This is a genomic window from Pseudomonas sp. 18058 (assembly GCF_902706155.1).
Classification (GTDB): domain Bacteria; phylum Pseudomonadota; class Gammaproteobacteria; order Pseudomonadales; family Pseudomonadaceae; genus Aquipseudomonas; species Aquipseudomonas rustica.
Genome location: NZ_CACSJY010000029.1, coordinates 1 through 19,441, shown reverse-complemented (window position 1 = coordinate 19,441; position 19,441 = coordinate 1). Strand labels below are relative to the sequence as shown.

General features: G+C 60.1%; 21 protein-coding genes and 1 other RNA gene. 15 read left to right on the top strand and 7 right to left on the bottom strand.

What is annotated here, in order from left to right; all coding sequences use genetic code 11:
* The first annotated feature begins 25 nt into the window (after nt 1-25).
* The 7 genes from GVL50_RS16820 to GVL50_RS16790 all read left to right on the top strand — a co-directional run bounded on the left by GVL50_RS16820 (nt 26) and on the right by GVL50_RS16790 (nt 8,268).
* Nucleotides 26-733, top strand: a complete 708-nt coding sequence (locus tag GVL50_RS16820) for a FadR/GntR family transcriptional regulator (RefSeq protein WP_159814345.1) — start codon at nt 26-28, stop codon at nt 731-733.
* A 120-nt stretch (nt 734-853) separates the two neighbouring features.
* Nucleotides 854-1,183, top strand: coding sequence for a thioredoxin TrxA (gene trxA / locus GVL50_RS16815; protein ID WP_003206727.1), 330 nt, complete (start codon nt 854-856; stop codon nt 1,181-1,183).
* A gap of 249 nt (nt 1,184-1,432) precedes the next feature.
* On the top strand, nt 1,433-2,692 hold the full coding sequence (gene rho / locus GVL50_RS16810; protein WP_003229334.1) for a transcription termination factor Rho: 1,260 nt from the start codon (nt 1,433-1,435) through the stop codon (nt 2,690-2,692).
* 196 nt (nt 2,693-2,888) lie between these two features.
* Entirely contained in the window at nt 2,889-4,886 is a 1,998-nt protein-coding gene (locus GVL50_RS16805) for an acyltransferase family protein (RefSeq protein ID WP_159814344.1), read from the top strand.
* A gap of 69 nt (nt 4,887-4,955) precedes the next feature.
* Entirely contained in the window at nt 4,956-6,422 is a 1,467-nt protein-coding gene (gene ubiD, locus GVL50_RS16800; RefSeq protein WP_008081413.1) for a 4-hydroxy-3-polyprenylbenzoate decarboxylase, read from the top strand.
* On the top strand, nt 6,422-7,390 hold the full coding sequence (locus GVL50_RS16795) for a CDP-6-deoxy-delta-3,4-glucoseen reductase (protein WP_159814342.1): 969 nt from the start codon (nt 6,422-6,424) through the stop codon (nt 7,388-7,390). Before ubiD ends, GVL50_RS16795 begins: the two co-directional genes overlap by 1 nt.
* A gap of 209 nt (nt 7,391-7,599) precedes the next feature.
* The gene (locus GVL50_RS16790; protein WP_053124899.1) at nt 7,600-8,268 is read left to right on the top strand and encodes a gamma-glutamylcyclotransferase; all 669 of its coding nucleotides are present in this window, start codon (nt 7,600-7,602) and stop codon (nt 8,266-8,268) included.
* On the opposite strand, the gene glpT is transcribed toward GVL50_RS16790, so the two are convergent.
* Entirely contained in the window at nt 8,244-9,593 is a 1,350-nt protein-coding gene (gene glpT, locus GVL50_RS16785; RefSeq protein ID WP_053124897.1) for a glycerol-3-phosphate transporter, read from the bottom strand. The genes GVL50_RS16790 and glpT overlap by 25 nt on opposite strands.
* Nucleotides 9,594-9,815: 222 nt before the next feature.
* On the opposite strand from glpT, the gene GVL50_RS16780 reads away from it, so the two are divergent.
* Complete coding sequence (locus GVL50_RS16780) at nt 9,816-10,445, top strand: phosphoglycerate mutase family protein (protein WP_159814340.1); 630 nt, start codon at nt 9,816-9,818, stop codon at nt 10,443-10,445.
* Between the two features lie 19 nt (nt 10,446-10,464).
* On the opposite strand, the gene GVL50_RS16775 is transcribed toward GVL50_RS16780, so the two are convergent.
* Nucleotides 10,465-11,442 carry an NADPH:quinone oxidoreductase family protein gene (locus tag GVL50_RS16775; RefSeq protein WP_053124892.1) on the bottom strand — a complete coding sequence of 326 codons (978 nt, stop codon included), beginning with the start codon at nt 11,440-11,442 and terminating at the stop codon, nt 10,465-10,467.
* A gap of 150 nt (nt 11,443-11,592) precedes the next feature.
* Here GVL50_RS16775 and GVL50_RS16770 point away from each other — a divergent pair, with 150 nt between their 5' ends.
* Complete coding sequence (locus tag GVL50_RS16770) at nt 11,593-12,000, top strand: flagellar basal body-associated protein FliL (protein ID WP_053124890.1); 408 nt, start codon at nt 11,593-11,595, stop codon at nt 11,998-12,000.
* Between the two features lie 115 nt (nt 12,001-12,115).
* Here GVL50_RS16770 and GVL50_RS16765 read toward each other — a convergent pair whose 3' ends face one another.
* The gene (locus GVL50_RS16765; protein ID WP_159814338.1) at nt 12,116-12,568 is read right to left on the bottom strand and encodes an EVE domain-containing protein; all 453 of its coding nucleotides are present in this window, start codon (nt 12,566-12,568) and stop codon (nt 12,116-12,118) included.
* Between the two features lie 197 nt (nt 12,569-12,765).
* Here GVL50_RS16765 and GVL50_RS16760 point away from each other — a divergent pair, with 197 nt between their 5' ends.
* A complete protein-coding gene (locus GVL50_RS16760) occupies nt 12,766-12,921 on the top strand; it encodes a hypothetical protein (RefSeq protein WP_008081430.1) in 156 nt (51 codons plus the stop codon).
* A gap of 34 nt (nt 12,922-12,955) precedes the next feature.
* Here GVL50_RS16760 and GVL50_RS16755 read toward each other — a convergent pair whose 3' ends face one another.
* From GVL50_RS16755 to GVL50_RS16740, 4 genes are all read right to left on the bottom strand, one after another.
* Nucleotides 12,956-13,561 carry a 5-formyltetrahydrofolate cyclo-ligase gene (locus tag GVL50_RS16755; protein ID WP_159814336.1) on the bottom strand — a complete coding sequence of 202 codons (606 nt, stop codon included), beginning with the start codon at nt 13,559-13,561 and terminating at the stop codon, nt 12,956-12,958.
* Between the two features lie 79 nt (nt 13,562-13,640).
* Nucleotides 13,641-13,819: non-coding RNA, 6S RNA (gene ssrS, locus GVL50_RS16750), on the bottom strand.
* Between the two features lie 30 nt (nt 13,820-13,849).
* Nucleotides 13,850-14,167 carry a cell division protein ZapA gene (locus GVL50_RS16745; RefSeq protein ID WP_008081434.1) on the bottom strand — a complete coding sequence of 106 codons (318 nt, stop codon included), beginning with the start codon at nt 14,165-14,167 and terminating at the stop codon, nt 13,850-13,852.
* Entirely contained in the window at nt 14,164-14,373 is a 210-nt protein-coding gene (locus GVL50_RS16740; RefSeq protein WP_007911197.1) for a TIGR02449 family protein, read from the bottom strand. The genes GVL50_RS16745 and GVL50_RS16740 overlap by 4 nt, the downstream gene beginning before the upstream one ends.
* Before the next feature lie 130 nt (nt 14,374-14,503).
* Here GVL50_RS16740 and GVL50_RS16735 point away from each other — a divergent pair, with 130 nt between their 5' ends.
* From GVL50_RS16735 to GVL50_RS16715, 5 genes are read left to right on the top strand one after another with little or no spacing between them, the layout of a single operon-like run.
* On the top strand, nt 14,504-15,064 hold the full coding sequence (locus GVL50_RS16735) for a YecA family protein (RefSeq protein ID WP_053124884.1): 561 nt from the start codon (nt 14,504-14,506) through the stop codon (nt 15,062-15,064).
* Between the two features lie 27 nt (nt 15,065-15,091).
* A complete protein-coding gene (gene pepP / locus GVL50_RS16730; protein ID WP_159814334.1) occupies nt 15,092-16,426 on the top strand; it encodes a Xaa-Pro aminopeptidase in 1,335 nt (444 codons plus the stop codon).
* A complete protein-coding gene (ubiH, locus tag GVL50_RS16725; RefSeq protein WP_053124880.1) occupies nt 16,423-17,610 on the top strand; it encodes a 2-octaprenyl-6-methoxyphenyl hydroxylase in 1,188 nt (395 codons plus the stop codon). Before pepP ends, ubiH begins: the two co-directional genes overlap by 4 nt.
* Nucleotides 17,603-18,088: a DUF4442 domain-containing protein gene (locus GVL50_RS16720; RefSeq protein WP_122594598.1), complete on the top strand. Its 486-nt coding sequence runs from the start codon at nt 17,603-17,605 to the stop codon at nt 18,086-18,088. Before ubiH ends, GVL50_RS16720 begins: the two co-directional genes overlap by 8 nt.
* A 9-nt stretch (nt 18,089-18,097) precedes the next feature.
* Nucleotides 18,098-19,315 (top strand): 2-octaprenyl-3-methyl-6-methoxy-1,4-benzoquinol hydroxylase, encoded by a 1,218-nt coding sequence (locus GVL50_RS16715; RefSeq protein WP_178124199.1) that lies wholly within the window; start codon nt 18,098-18,100, stop codon nt 19,313-19,315.
* Nucleotides 19,316-19,441: the final 126 nt, after the last annotated feature.

Here is a 19,441-nt window from a genome sequence, read left to right as displayed (position 1 = left end):
ATTGGCCTGACGCGTCTGAAAAACCATGAATTCGATTTCCCGTGCGGTACCCGAAGTGGCGCTGCAAGCGATCCGCAAACTGATCACCGAGCAGGGTTTCGGCGCCGGCGATGCCTTGCCGTCGCAACGTGATCTGGCGCTGCAACTGGGGGTGAGCCGGGCGTCGTTGCGCGAGGCGTTGTCATCGCTGAGTGCGTTGGGCGTGGTCAGTATCCAGCCGGGCAAAGGCGTGTTCGTGCAGGCGCCGGTGGAGCTGTCTTCGGGCGAAAATGCACCGGGCTGGTCATTCGCTGCGCAGGCGTCGCCGCTGGATATCTTTCAGTTGCGTTATGCGCTGGAAGGCTTTGCCGCCGGGTTGGCGGCAGTGACGTTGAGCACGTTTGATCTGGATGCGCTGGAGGATAATGTCGCGGCGATGCGCGAGCAATTGAAGGCCGGTGACTTTGAAGCGGCAGCGAAACTCGACTTCGAATTCCACCGGCGCATCCTCCTGGCCAGCGGCAATCAGGCGATGCTGAGCATCCTCACCGCCAGCGCCGAGATGTTCCTCGAGAGCCAGAAACTACCGTTCATCCGTGCCGAACGCGCCATGGAAACCTGGCAGGAACACCGCAAAATCCTTCGCGCCCTCGCTCGCCGGGCCTCGGCTGCCGCGCAAAAAGCCATGCAGGAACACGTGCGCAATGCCGCGCTGCGCACCGGAATCGCCTTCATCGCTCCCGCTACCGCGTGACTTGAGCTATACCCAAACTCATCGAGTGCCATAGCAAGACTCAATCATCTGCGGCTTCCTGAACAGGGGAAGGGCGGCTATGATGGGCCACGTTTTTTTGCTTACAACCTGGAGAATTCCATGAGCAGCGATCTTATCAAACACGTTAGCGACGCTAGCTTCGAAGCCGACGTACTCAAGGCCGAAGGCGCTGTCCTGGTCGATTACTGGGCTGAATGGTGCGGTCCTTGCAAAATGATCGCTCCGGTTCTGGACGAGATTGCCGAGACTTACAAAGGCAAGCTGACCGTTGCCAAACTGAACATCGACGAAAACCAGGAAACCCCGGCCAAGCATGGCGTGCGTGGTATCCCGACGCTGATGCTGTTCAAGAACGGCAACGTTGAAGCGACCAAAGTCGGCGCACTGTCGAAGTCGCAGCTGGCAGCTTTCCTCGACGCCAACATCTAAGCGTCGCTGTAAAGTGCATTAAAAAAAGCCTCGCAAATTGCGGGGCTTTTTGCGTATTCAGGGCTAGACGCTCAGAAACTCAGGTGGTACATTCGGCCCCGCAGTGGTTTCTCCACTGCCCCCTGCTAGCCGTCGCCGACGCACTCCTTTTCGAATAAGTACGCGATCCTGTCGCCTTCTCTGCGGCGCGGCCTCATTAAGCCAAAAGCTTAATTTCCCCCCCTCCATAAATGATTACGTCATTCCTATATGAATCTGACTGAACTCAAGCAAAAGCCGATTACCGAACTGCTCGAATTGGCCGAACAGATGGGCATAGAAAATATGGCCCGTTCGCGCAAGCAGGACGTGATTTTCTCCCTGCTGAAAAAGCACGCTAAAAGCGGCGAGGAAATCTCCGGTGATGGCGTGCTGGAGATTCTCCAGGACGGCTTCGGCTTCCTGCGCTCCGCTGACGCTTCCTATCTCGCCGGCCCAGACGACATTTACGTCTCGCCGAGCCAGATCCGCCGTTTCAACTTGCGCACCGGTGACACCATCGTTGGCAAGATTCGCCCTCCGAAGGAAGGCGAGCGGTATTTCGCACTGCTCAAGGTCGACACGATCAACTTCGATCGTCCGGAGAACGCGAAAAACAAGATTCTCTTCGAGAACCTGACTCCGCTGTTCCCGACCGTGCGCATGAAGATGGAAGCCGGCAACGGTTCCACCGAAGACTTGACCGGTCGTGTGATCGACCTGTGCGCCCCGATCGGCAAAGGCCAGCGTGGTCTGATCGTCGCACCGCCGAAAGCCGGTAAAACGATCATGCTGCAGAACATCGCAGCGAACATCGCCCGTAACAACCCTGAAGTTCACCTGATCGTATTGCTGATCGACGAGCGTCCGGAAGAAGTAACCGAAATGCAGCGCACCGTGCGCGGCGAAGTGGTTGCCTCGACCTTCGACGAGCCGCCGACCCGTCACGTACAGGTAGCTGAAATGGTGATCGAGAAGGCCAAGCGCCTGGTCGAACACAAGAAAGACGTGGTGATCCTGCTCGACTCCATCACCCGTCTGGCCCGTGCCTACAACACCGTGATCCCGAGCTCCGGCAAGGTATTGACCGGTGGTGTCGATGCTCACGCCCTCGAGAAGCCAAAGCGTTTCTTCGGTGCGGCACGTAACATCGAAGAAGGCGGCTCGCTGACCATTATCGCCACCGCGCTGGTTGAAACCGGCTCGAAAATGGACGAAGTGATCTACGAAGAGTTCAAGGGTACCGGCAACATGGAACTGCCTCTGGATCGCAAGATAGCCGAGAAGCGCGTGTTCCCTGCGATCAACATCAACCGCTCCGGCACCCGCCGCGAAGAGTTGCTGACCGCCGACGACGAACTGCAGCGCATGTGGATTCTGCGCAAGCTGCTGCACCCGATGGACGAAGTCGCAGCGATCGAGTTCCTGGTCGACAAGCTGAAAACGACCAAGACCAACGACGAGTTCTTCCTGTCGATGAAGCGCAAGTAACATCGCAGACTGAGCCGATAAAAATGGCGTCCCTACGGGGGCGCTATTTTTTTGCCCGTATTTTGTCCGGGCGAAGGGACGATGGCGATCTGGTAAGGTCTGTGCCTTGCAGAATGAGCAGCAACGTACGAGACCGTTTCCGGGTAAGAGAATCAGGCTGTACAAATAATAACCAACTGATTGGCATTCAAGATTTATGAGCACACTCGCTTATCGAAGGGATATCGACGGCTTGCGGGCCGTTGCGGTCATCGCCGTGGTCCTTTTCCACTTTGGCGTCCCGGGGTTTACCGGCGGTTTTGTCGGCGTAGACGTGTTCTTCGTGATTTCCGGCTACCTCATCACCTCGATCATCTGGAACCAGCGTCAGGCCGGGCGTTTCAGCTTCGTCGAGTTCTGGGCACGCCGTGCGCGGCGGATCCTGCCGGCGCTGTTTGCGATGATCGTCGCCGTGCTGGCGGTGGGCTGGTTCCTGATGGCGCCCAAGGATTACGAAGAGCTGGGGCGCTCGGTGCGTTATCAGGTGCTGTTCGTCTCGAACATTCTGTTTATGCGTCAGGACGGCTATTTCGACGTCGCGTCCGACCTCAAACCGATGTTGCACACCTGGTCGCTGGCGGTTGAAGAGCAGTTCTACATTCTCTTCCCGCTGCTGCTGGCCGTCATGTCGAGTCGTCTAAAACACTGGCGACTGGCGCTGTTCGCGATTCTGCTGGTGTCCTTCGGCCTGAGCGTGTGGGCGGTCAGCCACCACCCGGAAAAAGCCTTCTTCCTGTTGCCGATGCGCGCCTGGGAACTGCTCGCCGGTGCGATGCTGGCAGTCGCGCCGAAGCAGGCCTGGCGCTTGAAGCCAATGGATGCGCAACTGCTGAGTTTGCTCGGCATGGGCCTGATCCTGCTAGCGGTGTTCGGCTACGACAAATCCACGCCATTCCCCGGTGCGGCGGCGTTGCTGCCGGTGCTGGGTGTGGTGTTGCTGATTTTCGCCAACGGTCATCGCGAGACGGTGGTTGGTCAATTGTTGAGCAGTAAGGTGATGGTCGGTTTCGGCCTGATCTCCTATTCCTGGTACCTCTGGCATTGGCCGGTGTTCGTGTTTTCCAGCTATGCCAGCGTCGAAGACACCACTGCGCTCGACAGCGCCGGTTTGATTCTGCTGACGCTGGTGCTGGGTTATCTGTCGTGGAAATTCATCGAAACGCCGTTCCGCGAGCGCCGTTTGCTCGCTGGTCGTCGGCCGATTCTGATTGCCGGCGCCCTCGGTGTGCTGGTGCTGGCGCTGGCCGGGCAAACCCTGCGCTGGACTGATGGTTTGCCGTGGCGCTTGTCCGATCAAGCCCTGCAATATGCCAAGGGCCACGACTGGCGGCCGGAGTTGATGGCGTGTCTGGCGGACGACAAGACACCTGATGACAAACTGTTCTGTCATTACGGTGTGGCCGACGTGCCTGCGCAGGCGCTGGTCTGGGGCGACAGTCACGCCACGGCGCTGATTCCGATATTCGATGACAGCGCGAAAGCCCACGACGTCAGCGTGATTCTCGCCAGTTCACCGGGCTGCATCCCGGTGGAAGGTCTGGAACATGGCCCGGTGTGCGCGAATTTCAATCGCCGGATCGAGCAGGCGTTGAAAGAGAAAACCGTCAGCGATGTGGTGCTGGTCGCGCGCTGGAGTCTGTATGTCTACGGTGCAGCCAATGGCGACCTGGGCCACGTCCTGCGGACTGCGGACGGTCGTTATGATCGCGCGTATGCCGAGCAACGTCTGGCCGACGGTCTGCGTGCGCGGGTTGCGCAGTTGCGTGCCAGCGGCCATCGCGTCTGGCTGGTCAAAGAGGCGCCGTTGCAGCCCTACAGCCCGCCATATCGCCTGACGCGATTGGCGATGCTCGATCGTTCGGTCGAAGGTGTTGGTCAGCAAGTCGCCATTCATCACGAGCGTCAGGTGTTTATCAGTCAGTTGTTCGCTGAGTTGGCCAAAGACCCGTCCGTGCGCATCGTCGACCCGGCGCCGCGTCTGTGTGACGACAAGGGTTTGTGTTACGCCGAGCTCGACGGCTACTCGCTGTACACCGACGACAATCACCTTTCGGAAGTCGGCGCGCGTCTGGTGGCACCGATCATGGAACCGTTGTTCATTAACCTGCAACGCCAGGAAAACCTTGGCAAAGCCCAGACGAATGCAGCCAAGTAAGCAGCGACAGGCTGCCACAGGGCTGCATAGCAGGTAGGATGTACGCCTATTTTGAGGGTGCCATCGTCAATGAAATTCAAGGATCTTCGGGATTTCGTGCAGCAGCTTGAGCAGCGCGGAGAGTTGAAACGCATCCAGATTCCCGTCTCGCCGGTGCTGGAGATGACTGAGGTGTGTGACCGCACGCTGCGGGCCAAGGGCCCGGCGCTGCTGTTCGAAAAGCCCACCGGCTACGACATTCCGGTGCTCGGCAACCTGTTCGGCACGCCCGAGCGGGTGGCCATGGGCATGGGCGCCGAGTCGGTCAGCGAGCTGCGCGAAATCGGCAAGCTGCTGGCGTTCCTCAAGGAGCCGGAGCCGCCGAAGGGCTTGAAAGACGCGTGGTCGAAGCTGCCGATCTTCCGCAAGATCATCTCGATGGCGCCGAAAGTCGTCAAAGACGCGGTGTGCCAGGAAGTGGTCATTGAAGGCGACGACGTCGACCTGGCGATGCTGCCCGTGCAGACCTGCTGGCCCGGCGACGTCGGCCCGCTGATCACCTGGGGCCTGACCGTCACCAAAGGCCCGAACAAGGAACGCCAGAACCTCGGTATCTACCGTCAGCAAGTGATCGGCCGCAACAAGGTGATCATGCGCTGGCTCAGCCACCGTGGCGGCGCACTCGACTTCCGCGAGTGGTGCGAGAAGCATCCGGGCCAGCCGTTCCCGGTGTCCGTGGCATTGGGCGCGGATCCGGCGACCATCCTCGGCGCCGTAACACCGGTGCCGGACAGCCTCTCTGAGTACGCTTTCGCTGGTTTGCTGCGCGGTAACCGCACCGAGCTGGTCAAGTGCCGTGGCAACGACCTGCAAGTGCCGGCCACTGCCGAAATCATCCTCGAAGGCGTGATCCATCCGGGCGAAATGGCCGATGAAGGCCCGTACGGCGACCACACCGGTTACTACAACGAAGTCGACAGCTTCCCGGTGTTTACCGTCGAGCGCATCACCCACCGGATCAAACCGATCTACCACAGCACCTACACCGGCCGTCCGCCAGATGAACCGGCGATCCTCGGTGTGGCGCTGAACGAAGTGTTCGTGCCGATCCTGCAGAAGCAGTTTCCAGAGATCACCGACTTCTACCTGCCGCCGGAAGGCTGTTCGTACCGCATGGCCATTGTGACCATGAAGAAGTCGTATCCGGGGCATGCCAAGCGCGTGATGCTCGGTGTCTGGTCGTTTTTGCGACAGTTCATGTACACCAAGTTCGTTATCGTCACTGACGACGATATCAACGCCCGCGACTGGAACGACGTGATCTGGGCCATCACCACGCGCATGGATCCCAAGCGCGACACGGTGATGATCGATAACACGCCGATCGACTACCTCGACTTCGCCTCGCCGATCTCCGGTCTGGGTTCGAAAATGGGCCTCGATGCCACCCACAAGTGGCCGGGCGAAACCACTCGCGAGTGGGGCCGCGTGATCGTCAAGGACGACGCCGTCACCCAGCGGATCGATGCCATCTGGAATCAGTTAGGAATAGATTGATGCGTGTAACCCTGCAGCCCTCCGGAGCAGTGCTCGAGATACAGCCCGGTGAGCGGATTCTCGATGGTGCGCGGCGCCTGGGCTACGAATGCCCACAAAGCTGCCGCAACGGCAACTGTCACGTGTGTGCGGCGCTGCTGGTTGAAGGCCGCGTCGAACAGGCCGGCAAGGTGCATGACCATGGCGAGTTCTACACTTGCATAGCCGAGCCGCTGGAAGACTGCATCCTGCTGTGGGATGGCGTGCTCGCGCTGGGAGAACTGCCGGTGCGCAGCCTGTCGTGTCAGGTTATTGAATGCCGCGATGTCGGTGGCGACACCTGGCGCGTGCGGCTGCGTGCGCCGGCAGGCAAACCACCGCGCTACCACGCCGGGCAATACTTGATGATCGAACGCGAGAACGGCGAGAAATCGGCGTTCTCCATGGCTTCGGCACCGCATGGCGGGCGTGATCTGGAAATCCATGTGCTGGCGCGCGAAGCCAGTGCACTGAGCCTGATCGAACAGCTGCAACGCAACGCGATGGTGCGCGTTGAGCTGCCATTCGGTGATACGCATCTGGCCGAGCTGCCGGATGGGCCGCTGGTGCTGGTCGCTGCGGGTACCGGCATGGGCCAGATTCACGCGTTGATCGAACACTGCCGCGCCAACGGCTTCAAACATCCAGTGCATCTGTACTGGGGCGTGCGTCGTCCGGAAGATTTCTATGAGATCGAACATTGGGACGAATGGCAGAAGTTGCCTAACCTGTTCCTGCACAAAGTCGTCAGCGATCAATGCGGTTGGGAAGGGCGCTGCGGCATGCTGCACGAAGCAGTCTGTGAAGATTTCCCCGATCTGAAACCGCTGCACGTCTACGCCAGCGGCTCACCGGCCATGGTCTACGGCACCCTCGACGCCTTGGTCGAAGCCGGGATGGACGCCCATCAAATGCGCGCTGACGTGTTTGCCTACGCTCCGCGCTCTTAAGCCGCGCTCCTGATTCGTTATAACTCTCTATATAGCCGATCGGTATTTATGCAATTGCATAAATACCGCTAGGTTATATATCAATCAGGCAATCAATTAAGAACTGTGCCATGGCACTCAAATTGCCTTAAAACATATGTGCCTTATTGTTACAGCGGTGCGTTCTATTAAGTAATTCTTTACCCGCGGGGAGCTGAACGCTATTCGCCATGAGCGCCATTGAAAACGCTTTTCTGAATCTGAATTACCCTCCGCGGCTCGATCTTGGGCCGCAGCTGACGCACGAACAACTTCTCGCTTCCATGCAATCGACCATGGCGCGCCACAAGGGCGGGCCGGTGTGGCTGTTCGCCTACGGTTCGCTGATCTGGCGGCCGGAGTGTTCAGCGGTGGAGCGCGTTCGTGGACGCGTGCACGGCTACCATCGCGGCTTGTACCTGTGGTCGCACGAGCATCGCGGTACGCCGGAAATGCCCGGTCTGGTATTTGGTCTGGATCGCGGCGGTTCGTGCAGCGGCTTCGCGTATCGCTTGCCGGAAGACAATCTCGATGCAGCGTTGTACGCCTTGTGGAAACGCGAGATGCCGGTGCCGTCCTATCGGCCACACTGGCTTAACTGCCGGCTCGCAGATGGCAGTCAGGTTCAGGCCTTGGGATTTGTCTTGGAGCGGCACCTGCCCAGCTATGCCGGCAACTTGCCGGATCACGTGCTGAGTCAGGTGTTCGAAAGCGCCAGCGGGCGATACGGCACCACTCGCGATTATGTCGAGCAGACCGTACACGCCCTGCGCAGCCACGCCATGCCAGACCGAAATCTGGAGGCGCGGCTTAAGCGCTGTCAGTCACAGTGCGATCAGGCGACCGCTTCGCGACTCTGACTGGCGACTTGCTTGTGCCATAGCGTCGGGGCGAGGAAGGCCATCGCCAACAGGCATGCGCCGATCAGCAGGACAAAACCACCGTCCCAGCCGAAATGGTCAACGGTGTAGCCCATCGCCGCACTGGCCGCGACCGAGCCACCGAGATACCCGAACAGACCGGTGAAACCCGCCGCAGTGCCGGCGGCTTTCTTCGGTGCCAGTTCCAGTGCCTGCAAACCGATCAACATCACCGGGCCGTAGATCAGGAAGCCGATCGAGACCAGCGCGATCATGTCGACGGTCGGGTTGCCGGCCGGGTTCAGCCAGTAAACCAGCGTCGCCACAGTCACCAATGCCATGAACACCATGCCGGTCAGGCCACGGTTGCCACGGAAGATCTTGTCCGACATCCAGCCGCACAGCAGCGTGCCCGGAATACCTGCCCACTCGTAGAAGAAGTAAGCCCATGAGGTTTTATCGACGGTGAAGCCTTTGGCTTCCTTCAGGTACGTCGGCGCCCAGTCCAGCACGCCGTAGCGCAGCAGGTAGACGAAGACGTTGGCCATGGCGATGTACCAGAGCATTTTGTTGCGCAGCACGTATTTGACGAAGATCTCTTTCGCGCTGAATTCGTCTTCGTGGCTGGCGTCGTAGCCTTCCGGGTAATCGTTCTTGTACTTCTCGATCGGCGGCAGGCCGACCGATTGCGGGGTGTCGCGCATGGTGATGAAGGCGAACACCGCCACGCCCAGCGCTACCGCTGCCGGTACGTAGAACGCTGCGTGCCAGTCGTTGAACAGGCCCATGCCGAGCAGGAACAACGGGCCGATCAGGCCACCGCCGACGTTATGCGCCACGTTCCACACGGACACCACGCCGCCGCGTTCTTTCTGCGACCACCAGTGCACCATCGTCCGCCCACTCGGCGGCCAGCCCATGCCCTGGGCCCAGCCGTTGATGAACAGCAGAATGAACATCATGGTCACGCTGGACGTCGCCCAAGGCGCGAAACCGAACACGAACATGACGCCCGCCGAAACCAACAGGCCGAACGGCAGGAAGAAGCGCGGATTGGAACGGTCGGACACCAAGCCCATGAGGAACTTCGACAAGCCATACGCGATGGCAATCGCCGACATCGCCAGACCCAGATCGCCACGGCTGTAGCCTTCATCGATCAAGTACGGCATGGCGAGCGAGAAGTTTTTGCGCAGCAGGTAATAACCCGCGTAGCCAATGAAGATACCGGCGAAGATCTGCCAGCGCAGACGTCGGTAAGTGCTGTCTATTTGTTCTTCAGGCAGTGGAGCCTGATGTGCGGCAGGGCGAAAGAAAGCAAACATTCAAGAGCTCCAGATTTCTTGTTTTGACTGCGGATGCGAATGTTACAGTTTCGTTACCGAAAATAGCACCGGTTCGCATCGGCAAAACAGCGGAAAATGTTGGAAGTCGCGTGTTCCTTTACGAACCTGTCGCTCAGCTGTAAGAACAGGGCGTTTTTGTAGCGATCAGCGCGTTGTGTCTTAGACTCGCGCTCAATGAATGACTGATTGCAGAGATGAACCATGGCTCCGAATGTGCGTAGGTTATTGCCGAGGTTGCTGATGGTGGCCGTCGTCACCGTTTCGGTGCTGGCGCTCAGTTTCGCCCACGGTTCTGCCGCATCGGGGCTGCGCAACACCACCGTGCTGATCATCCGCCATGCGGAAAAACCGGACGTGGGCCGAGAGCTCAACGCCCAAGGCCAGCAACGCGCCGCCGCGTACGCCGACTATTTCACCCCGCTGAAACTGGCTGACGAAACACTCACCCCGCAACGCCTGATCGCCACCGCCGACAGCCCACAAAGCATCCGCCCCCGGCAAACACTGATCCCGCTATCACAACGCCTGCAACTGCCGATCGAACAACCCTTCGCCAATAACGACGTCGACAAACTGGTCAGCCAGTTACGCGCCAGCAATCAGGCAAAAACCATCCTGATCGCCTGGCATCACGGCCACATCAACAAACTCATCGCCGCATTCGGCGGCAACGGCCCGGCACTGATCGGCCAGCCGAAATGGCCGGTGGGGGTTTATGACTGGCTGATTGTTTTGCGTTTTGACGACAAGGGGCAGTTGGTGGAGTCGCGTAGCGAGAAGGTGCTGGAGCATTTGATGCCGGGCGATGTTGCGGCGTCGCCCGGCAGTTGAAGGGTGTCCGTTTCTTTAGTTAGCGAACCTGCACCACAACCTTCCCCACAGCCTTGCGCTGCCCAAGGTCATTGATCGCCTGCGCCGCATTGCTCAGCGGATAGACCTGCGACACCAACGGTTTCAACTTGCCCTCGGCAAACCAGCCGAACAGTTGCTGAAAGTTCGCCGCGTTGTCCTGTGGCTGGCGTTGAGCGAAGGAGCCCCAGAACACGCCGAGCACCGCCGCGCCTTTGAGCAGGGCGAGGTTGACTGGCAGTTCGGGGATGCGCCCGCTGGCGAAGCCGACCACCAGCAGGCGGCCGTTCCAGGCGATGGCGCGGATGGCTTGATCGAACAGATCGCCGCCGACCGGATCGTAGATCACGTCGGCGCCCTGGCCGTCGGTGAGGCGTTTGATTTCGTCCTTGAGGCTGGCTTCGCTGTAGTTGATCAGTTCGTCAGCGCCGGCAGCCTTGGCCACCGCGAGTTTCTCGGCGCTGCTGGCGGCGGCGATGACGCGGGCGCCCATGGCTTTGCCGATTTCCACGGCAGCCAGGCCGACACCGCCGGATGCACCGAGCACCAGCAGGGTTTCGCCCGGTTGCAGGTTGGCGCGTTGCTTGAGCGCGTGCATCGAGGTGCCGTAAGTCATGCTGAAAGCGGCGGCGATGTTGAAGTCCATCGACGGCGGAATCGGCAGGACGTTATAGCCCGGCACCGCGACCTGTTCGGCGAAGCTGCCCCAGCCGGTCAGGGCCATGACGCGGTCGCCGACCTTGAGATGGCTGACCTTTTCCCCGACTTCGCGCACCACGCCCGCCGCTTCGCCACCCGGCGAAAACGGGAAGGGCGGCTTGAATTGATACTTGCCCTCGATGATCAGCGTGTCGGGGAAGTTGACCCCGGCGGCGTGCACGTCCAGCAGGATTTCGTTCTTCTTCGCGACAGGACTGGCGACGTCTTCCAGCACCAGCGATTCGGCAGGGCCGAAGGCTTTGCACAGCACGGCTTTCATCAGGGCTATTCCTTTGGGAGTGATGGCCGATAAGTGTAGGTGTGTCAGTTAAAGGGTCAACGAGCATGCCCGACCCTGATAGTCAGCCATAAGCTTGTGCTTGCGCGGCGGGTCGTTATGCTAGGCCGCAAACCGGATAAGGAGCGAATTGTGAAAGCGTGGATCATGTTGTTGCTGGCCCTGTCTCTGCCTGTGGCAGCGCTGGCCGAAGAAGCCAAAGAAGGCGAAGCGCCGAAGGTCAGCTACATCAGCCTGAGCCCACCGTTCGTGGGTAACTACGGGTTGGACGGCACGCCGAAACTCAAGGTCTACAAGGCCGACGTGGCGCTGCGCGTGACCGGCGATGACGCAGCCAAACTGGTCAAGGCCAACGAGCCGTTGATCCGTAATCAACTGGTGGCGCTGTTTACTCAGCAGACGACCGAGGCGATGGGCAGCATCGAAGGCAAAGAGAAGCTGCGCCAGGAAGCGTTGAAGCAGACGCAGCAGGTGATGAATGATGAGACTGGGAAGCCGGTGGTTGAGGATTTGTTGTTCAATAACCTGATCATTCAATAAGCCATTCGTTGTCCGGGCGGGCCTCTTCGCGAGCAAGCCCGCTCCCACAGTGGAATGCATTCCAAATGTGGGAGCGGGCTTGCTCGCGAAAGCGATTTGGCAGGCGCCAAATGAATCAGGGTTTAAGCGCAAGCACCGCCGCCCACTGCTCAGGTGTGACCGGCATCACCGACAACCTCGAACCCTTCTGCACCAACGGCATTTCCGCCAGCGCCGTCTGCTGCTTCAGATAATCCAGCTTCAACACTCGCGCAAACGTCTCGACGTGTTCAACGTCGATCGCACTCCACGCATTCTTCTCCGGCGTCGCCTTCGGATCGAAGTAATGACTCTCCGGCTCCAGCGCCGTCGGATCCGGGTACGCCGCTTCGATTATTTTGCCAATCCCGGCAATCCCCGGCTCCGGGCAGCTGGAGTGGTAGAAAAAGAACTCATCGCCCACCGCCATCGCCCGCAGGAAGTTGCGCGCCTGGTAGTTGCGAACCCCGTCCCAGCGCGTTTTGCCGAGTTTTTCCAGGCCCTTGATCGAGAGCTCGTCGGGCTCGGATTTCATCAGCCAATAGGCCATGTTTTGTTCTCCTGGCGGGATCAGTGGACAAGTTGTCGGGCAATTTTATGACAAACCGACAGTCGGTTGACGTCAGCGTTTGCGCAGCGGTTCACGTTGCCGCAAAATGCCGGCCTTTAAAGCTTGACGCTGCTGCACGGCCTACAAACGGAAACCGCTGCTGTCATCGTGTTGATGTGCCTTGAGGGGGGCAATCGATGAAACGCAAACCGGATTTACTATGGACTTTGGTAATTTTGTTTGGCCTGGGCGTCGTGACCACCGGTTACGCGCAGAGTCTGTGGACAACCAAAGCTGACGCTCCAATCGAAGTCGCGCAACAGGTTCAACAGTCGACCGCGTTCAAGCGCTGAAACTGCACACCCGACGCCGCTGATCTGCGGCGTCCTATCCCGCGAAATACCACGCCTTGTCGCTGACCGTGCCTTGTAACGGTACATCCCAGCTCGCCTGCGCCAAGCGTTCGACTTTCTGACATTCATGGGCCAGCCCCAACAGCGTCGGCTTGCGCCAGCTTTTGCGTCGCGCCAGATACGCCAGGCTGCGATCGTAAAAACCGCCGCCCATCCCCAGTCGCCCGCCGACATCGTCAAACCCCACCAATGGCAACAACACCAGATCCAGCGCCCAGACCTTGCGTTGCCGAGCCAGATTGGCCCGTGGCTCAAGAATGCGGAAGCGATTGGGTTTGAGTTTCTCGCCGGGACGAATGCGCTGGAAAACCATTTTGGTTCGCGGCCAGGCACTGAGCACCGGCAGATAAGTCGACTTGCCTCGATGCTGTGCTTCACGCAGCAGCAGGCGCGGATCGATTTCACCGTCGGTGGGTAAATACAGAGAGATGTGTTTGGCCCGGCGAAAGTGCGGGTCTTGCGCCAGTTGCCGGTAGAGGCCTTTGGCGGCCTGGCGTTGCTCGCTTTTGCTCAGCGAGCGGCGCGCCTTGCGCAGCAGGCGGCGGAGTTGCGGGCGGGGCAGCAGCGCGGGTTCGGTCATGGTTCGGCTTCGGCAGGTTGGACGAAAACGTACGCATAAAAAATCCGATGGCGGTTTTCACCGACATCGGATTCGAATCAGGCTCCCCGGATGAACCGCTGTCAACTTAGCCCTTGAACCCGAAAGTTCAAGGTGGAAGATGCAGTAGACTTTAAGGCTTTCCGTCTAGCGGACATGCACACCAGCCCAACGTGCAACTTCCAGGGTAGTGCGAATCGGCTCAGGGACATCGTCAACTGGCAAGCACCCCAGGGAGTGCCGCGAGTATACCGCAAGCGGCCAGTCGAATCAGCCCTTGGTGTTGGTCTGATCGTCGGCGAGCACCAGATCGACACGATCGAGCAAGTCGCGCACCTGTTCACGGGTCGAACCGCTGGCCTGGATGTCCGGACGCTCTTCTTTGTGCAAGAGGTCGTGGGTGATGTTCAGCGCGGCCATCACGGCGATGCGATCGGCGCCGATGACTTTGCCGCTGCTGCGGATCTCGCGCATTTTGCCGTCGAGGTAGCGCGCGGCGCTGACCAGATTGCTGCGTTCTTCCTGCGGGCAGATGATCGAATATTCTTTATCGAGGATCTGCACGGTGACGCTATTGCTTGAACTCATGAGTCTTGCTCCAGGGCCTTGAGGCGCGAAATCATCGATTCGACCTTACGCCGGGCGATTTCGTTTTTTTCAATGAGGTGAGCGCGTTCCTCGCGCCAGGTCTTTTCCTGAGCTAGTAAGAGTGCGTTTTGACTCTTAAGTTGCTCGACTCGACCAATCAACAGTTCGAGTCTGGCCATCAGCGCTTGCAGGTCGGTGTCTTCCATTGTGTCCACTGAGTTGGAGTCTGTCTGATGGGATAGCTGGCGGACAGCCTTTAATAGTCTTGGCGAGTCTGTCGATGTAGGATACAAGGCCTTCATTCTAGACATAGCGCCGTCTGGCGCCTAGCTGCCCATGACCATTCAGAATTCCCCGTACCAAGCCTTCGCCACCCTGCTGACTTCCAGCGGCCACAACGTCTCGCCTGCCGAACTGCATGGCCTGCTGCTCGGACGCAGCTGCGCCGGCGCCGGTTTCACTGCCGAAGAATGGTTGATCGACGCTGCCGAACTGCTCGAAAGCGAGCCGCAGGACAACGTTCGCAACGCCTTGATCGGCCTGCAAGAGATGGTCAAAGGCGAACTCACCGGCGACGACGTTACCGTCGTTCTGCTGCTGCCGACCGATGACGCGCCGCTGGCCGAGCGCGCCGCTGCACTGGGCGAGTGGTGCCAGGGCTTCCTCAGCGGTTTCGGCCTGAACTGCCGCGACAGTAGCATGCTCAGCACCGAAGCCACCGAAGTGCTGCAGGATCTGGCGGCGATCTCCCAAGTGCAAGACGCTCTGGAAGAATCCGAAGACGGCGAGACCGACTACATGGAAGTCATGGAGTACCTGCGCGTCGCGCCGCTGCTGCTGTTCTCGGAAACCAAGAAAGCCGACGTGCCGCCAGCGGCCAAACCGTCGCTGCATTAATCGCGTGCCAGGGAAAGCCATCTGCCCATGACCCATATCCCCAAAGCGGAATACAGCCGTCGCCGCAAGGCCCTGATGGCGCAGATGGAACCCAACAGCATCGCGATCCTGCCCGCCGCCGCGGTAGCCATTCGCAACCGCGACGTCGAGCACGTCTACCGTCAGGACAGCGATTTCCAATACCTCAGCGGCTTTCCCGAGCCGCAAGCCGTCATCGTCTTGATGCCCGGCCGCGAGCATGGCGAGTACGTGCTGTTCTGCCGTGAACGCAACGCCGAACGCGAATTGTGGGACGGCTTGCGCGCAGGGCAGGAAGGCGCGATCCGCGACTTCGGTGCCGACGACGCCTTCCCGATCACCGACATCGACGACATCCTCCCGGGCCTGATCGAAGGCCGCGACCGGGTGTATTCGGCGATGGGCAGCAACCCCGAATTCGACCGTCACTTGATGGACTGGATCAACGTCATCCGCTCCAAGGCGCACCTTGGCGCCCAGCCGCCGAACGAATTCGTTGCGCTGGATCATCTGCTGCACGACATGCGCCTGTATAAATCGGCGGCAGAAGTGAAGGTGATGCGCGAAGCCGCACGGATCTCGGCGCAAGCGCATATTCGCGCGATGCAGGCCAGTCGGGCCGGGCTCTACGAGTACAGCCTCGAAGCCGAACTCGACTACGAATTCCGCAAGGGCGGGGCGAAAATGCCCGCTTACGGTTCGATCGTCGCCGCCGGGCGCAACAGCTGCATCCTGCATTACCAGCAGAATGACGCGCTGCTCAAGGACGGCGATCTGGTGTTGATCGACGCCGGGTGCGAGATCGACTGCTACGCCAGCGACATCACCCGTACCTGGCCGGTCAACGGCAAGTTTTCGCCCGAACAGAAAGCGATCTACGAATTGGTGCTGGCCTCGCAGGAAGCCGCATTCGCCGAAATCGCCCCGAACAAGCATTGGAATCAGGCGCACGAAGCCACGGTGCGAGTGATTACCACAGGGCTGGTGAAACTTGGTTTGTTGCAGGGCGAGGTCAACGAGTTGATCGCCAGCGAAGCCTATAAAGCGTTTTACATGCACCGCGCCGGCCACTGGCTGGGCATGGATGTACACGATGTCGGCGAGTACAAGGTCGGCGGCGAATGGCGCGTGCTGGAAGTCGGCATGGCGCTGACCGTGGAGCCGGGCATCTACATCGCCCCGGACAATCAAAACGTCGCGAAGAAATGGCGCGGTATTGGCGTGCGCATTGAGGACGACGTGGTCGTGACCAAAACAGGCTGTGAAATCCTCACCACCGGCGTACCGAAAACCGTCGCCGACATCGAAGCGCTGATGGCGCAAGCAAGGACACACGCGGCATGAGTCGAGTCAATCTGGCAATCATCGGTGGCGGTCTGGTCGGCGCCAGTCTGGCGTTGGCCTTGCAGGCCGGGGCCAAGGCGCGCGGCTGGAAGATCGTGCTGATCGAGCCGTTCGCCCCCGGCGACAGTTGGCAGCCGAGCTACGACGCACGTTCGTCGGCGCTGTCCTTCGGCTCGCGACAGATTTATCAACGGCTGGGCGTGTGGCAGGAAATCTCCCGCCGCGCCGAGCCGATCAAACAGATTCACGTCTCCGACCGTGGCCGCTTCTCCACCGCGCGTTTGTCGGCGATGGAAGAGGGCGTACCGGCGCTCGGTTATGTGGTGGAAAACGCCTGGCTCGGCCATTGCCTGTGGCAGCACGTCGACAAAGACGTGATCAGTTGGCGTTGCCCGGCAGAAGTCACGCGCATGGAGCCGCTGGCCGACGGCTATCGCCTGACCCTGAACGATGAAACCACGCTGGAATGCGACCTCGCTGTACTTGCTGATGGTGGTCGCTCCGGTCTTCGCGAGCAGTTGGGCATCAACGTGCGCCAGCGTCCGTACAACCAGAGCGCGCTGATCGCCAACATCACCCCGAGCGAAGCGCACAACGGCATGGCTTTCGAGCGCTTCACTGATGAAGGGCCGATGGCGCTGCTGCCGCTGCCGGAAAACCGCTGCGCCCTGGTCTGGACGCGTCTGGGCATGGACGCGCAACGTCTGGCCGATTTGAGCGAGCGTGATTTCCTCAGCGAATTGCAGGGTGTGTTTGGTTACCGCCTCGGCACGCTGAAACAGGTCGGCGCGCGGCATTTATATCCGTTGACGCTGGTCGAGGCCGAAGAGCAAGTGCGCTCACACCTAGCCGTGCTCGGCAATGCGGCGCACAGCCTGCACCCGATAGCCGGGCAGGGTTTCAACCTGTCGCTGCGCGATGCCGATGCACTGGCCGCTGCGTTGCTGGCCAGCGACAAACCGCTGGGCGACTTCGCCACATTGCAGGCGTATCGCGAGCGTCAGCGTCTCGATCAGGATCTCACCGTCGGTTTCTCCGATCAGGTCACGCGCCTGTTCGGCAGCACGCAGCCGCTGGTGTCGCTGGGGCGTAACATCGGTTTGCTTGGCCTCGATCTGCTGCCACCGGCCAAGCGCTGGTTTGCGCGTCAGGCCATGGGGTTGGGGACGCGTCCGGATGCTTAAGTGGCTGACCGCAACATTTGGCAAGGCGCGGCTGATGCGCTGGGTCATGACGTTCTACCCGCCGTATCTTGGCGCCGGTGTACGGGTTCGGCACATCAGCGATGATTTCCGCGACGTTCAAGTGTCGATGGGGCTCGGTTGGTACAACCGCAACTACGTCGGCACGCAGTTTGGCGGCAGCCTGTATTCAATGGTCGATCCGTTCTTCATGTTGATGCTCATGGAAAACCTCGGCTCGAAGTACATCGTCTGGGACAAGGCTGCTGACATCGATTTCATTGCGCCGGGCAAAGGCCCTGTGTTCGCCCGGTTCAGCATCGACGAGACCTTGCTCGCCGAGATCCGCCGGCAGACCGCCAATGGCGAAAAATACCTGCCGCAGTTGCAGGTCGATATTCATGACGGCGCCGGCAATCTTGTCGCGCGGGTCGGTAAAACCCTTTACGTGCGGCTCAAGCCGCAAGCGAGACAGGCTTAAAGCATGGACATGCGCGCAGATCTGCTGATTGTCGGAGCCGGAATGGTCGGCAGCGCCCTGGCGTTGGCGCTGCAGGACAGTGGGCTGGAAGTGCTGCTGCTCGACGGCAGTCCGCTGAGCGTCAAACCGTTCGATGCTGAAGCCGCATTTGAACCGCGAGTGAGCGCGTTATCGGCGGCCAGCCAGCGAATCCTCGAACGCCTCGGCGTGTGGGACGGCATCGCCGCACGGCGCAGCAGCCCGTACACCGACATGCATGTGTGGGACGGCAGCGGCACCGGGCAGATTCATTTTTCGGCGAGCAGCGTGCACGCCGAAGTACTCGGCCACATCGTCGAAAACCGCGTGGTGCAGGACGCCTTGCTCGACCGTTTGCACGATTGCGATCTGGGCATGCTGGCCAATGCGCGGCTGGAACAGATGCGCCGTTCGGGCGATGACTGGCTGCTGACGCTCGCCGATGGTCGACAGTTGCGCGCGCCGTTGGTGATTGCCGCTGATGGGGCTAACTCGGCGGTGCGCCGTCTCACCGGGATGGCCACGCGCGAGTGGGATTACATGCACCATGCCATCGTCACCAGCGTGCGCAGCAGCCAGCCGCACCAGTCGACCGCTTGGCAGCGCTTTACCGATCACGGGCCGTTGGCGTTTCTGCCGCTGGAGCGTGACGGGCAGCAGGATTGGTGTTCGATCGTCTGGTCGACCACGCCGAGCGAAGCCGAGCGTTTGATGGCGCTGGATGAAGCGGGTTTCTGCCGCGAGCTGGAGCGTGCTTTTGAGGGACGTCTTGGCGAAGTCATCAGTGCTGATCCGCGACTGTGCGTGCCGCTGCGTCAGCGTCATGCCAAGCGTTATGTGGCGGAAGGGCTGGCGCTGATCGGTGACGCGGCGCACACCATTCACCCGTTGGCGGGGCAGGGTGTGAACCTTGGTTTCCTCGATGCGGCGGTGTTGGCCGAAGTGTTGCTGCAAGCGGCCGAGCGCGGGGAGCGTCTGGCTGATGTGAAAGTGCTGAGCCGTTATGAGCGTCGGCGCATGCCGCACAACCTCGCGCTGATGGCAGCGATGGAAGGGTTTGAGCGGTTGTTTCAGGCGGATCGTTTGCCGGTGCGTTGGCTGAGAAATGCCGGGTTGAAGCTGGTGGAGCAGATGCCGGAGGCGAAGGCGCTGTTTGTGCGGGAGGCCCTCGGGTTGACGGGTGATCTTCCGGCGCTCGCCAAACCTTGATCATTTCGTTGCTGCTGATGGCCTCATCGCGAGCAGGCTCACTCCTACATTTGGAATGCATTCCCCTGTAGGAGCTGCCGCAGGCTGCGATCTTTTGATCTTAAAAACAACATCAAAAGATCGCAG

Excerpts from the sequence above, each read along its gene's own strand:
- glpT (WP_053124897.1), bottom strand. The coding sequence starts at position 9,593 with ATGTTTGCTTTCTTTCGCCCTGCCGCACATCAGGCTCCACTGCCTGAA.
- GVL50_RS16745 (WP_008081434.1), bottom strand. The coding sequence starts at position 14,167 with ATGAGTTCAAGCAATAGCGTCACCGTGCAGATCCTCGATAAAGAATAT.
- GVL50_RS16720 (WP_122594598.1), top strand. The coding sequence starts at position 17,603 with ATGCTTAAGTGGCTGACCGCAACATTTGGCAAGGCGCGGCTGATGCGC.
- GVL50_RS16780 (WP_159814340.1), top strand. The coding sequence starts at position 9,816 with ATGGCTCCGAATGTGCGTAGGTTATTGCCGAGGTTGCTGATGGTGGCC.
- pepP (WP_159814334.1), top strand. The coding sequence starts at position 15,092 with ATGACCCATATCCCCAAAGCGGAATACAGCCGTCGCCGCAAGGCCCTG.
- GVL50_RS16805 (WP_159814344.1), top strand. The coding sequence starts at position 2,889 with ATGAGCACACTCGCTTATCGAAGGGATATCGACGGCTTGCGGGCCGTT.
- GVL50_RS16715 (WP_178124199.1), top strand. The coding sequence starts at position 18,098 with ATGCGCGCAGATCTGCTGATTGTCGGAGCCGGAATGGTCGGCAGCGCC.
- GVL50_RS16790 (WP_053124899.1), top strand. The coding sequence starts at position 7,600 with ATGAGCGCCATTGAAAACGCTTTTCTGAATCTGAATTACCCTCCGCGG.
- GVL50_RS16760 (WP_008081430.1), top strand. The coding sequence starts at position 12,766 with ATGAAACGCAAACCGGATTTACTATGGACTTTGGTAATTTTGTTTGGC.
- GVL50_RS16755 (WP_159814336.1), bottom strand. The coding sequence starts at position 13,561 with ATGACCGAACCCGCGCTGCTGCCCCGCCCGCAACTCCGCCGCCTGCTG.
- rho (WP_003229334.1), top strand. The coding sequence starts at position 1,433 with ATGAATCTGACTGAACTCAAGCAAAAGCCGATTACCGAACTGCTCGAA.
- trxA (WP_003206727.1), top strand. The coding sequence starts at position 854 with ATGAGCAGCGATCTTATCAAACACGTTAGCGACGCTAGCTTCGAAGCC.
- GVL50_RS16795 (WP_159814342.1), top strand. The coding sequence starts at position 6,422 with ATGCGTGTAACCCTGCAGCCCTCCGGAGCAGTGCTCGAGATACAGCCC.
- GVL50_RS16740 (WP_007911197.1), bottom strand. The coding sequence starts at position 14,373 with ATGGAAGACACCGACCTGCAAGCGCTGATGGCCAGACTCGAACTGTTG.
- ubiH (WP_053124880.1), top strand. The coding sequence starts at position 16,423 with ATGAGTCGAGTCAATCTGGCAATCATCGGTGGCGGTCTGGTCGGCGCC.
- GVL50_RS16775 (WP_053124892.1), bottom strand. The coding sequence starts at position 11,442 with ATGAAAGCCGTGCTGTGCAAAGCCTTCGGCCCTGCCGAATCGCTGGTG.
- ubiD (WP_008081413.1), top strand. The coding sequence starts at position 4,956 with ATGAAATTCAAGGATCTTCGGGATTTCGTGCAGCAGCTTGAGCAGCGC.
- GVL50_RS16765 (WP_159814338.1), bottom strand. The coding sequence starts at position 12,568 with ATGGCCTATTGGCTGATGAAATCCGAGCCCGACGAGCTCTCGATCAAG.
- GVL50_RS16735 (WP_053124884.1), top strand. The coding sequence starts at position 14,504 with ATGACCATTCAGAATTCCCCGTACCAAGCCTTCGCCACCCTGCTGACT.
- GVL50_RS16820 (WP_159814345.1), top strand. The coding sequence starts at position 26 with ATGAATTCGATTTCCCGTGCGGTACCCGAAGTGGCGCTGCAAGCGATC.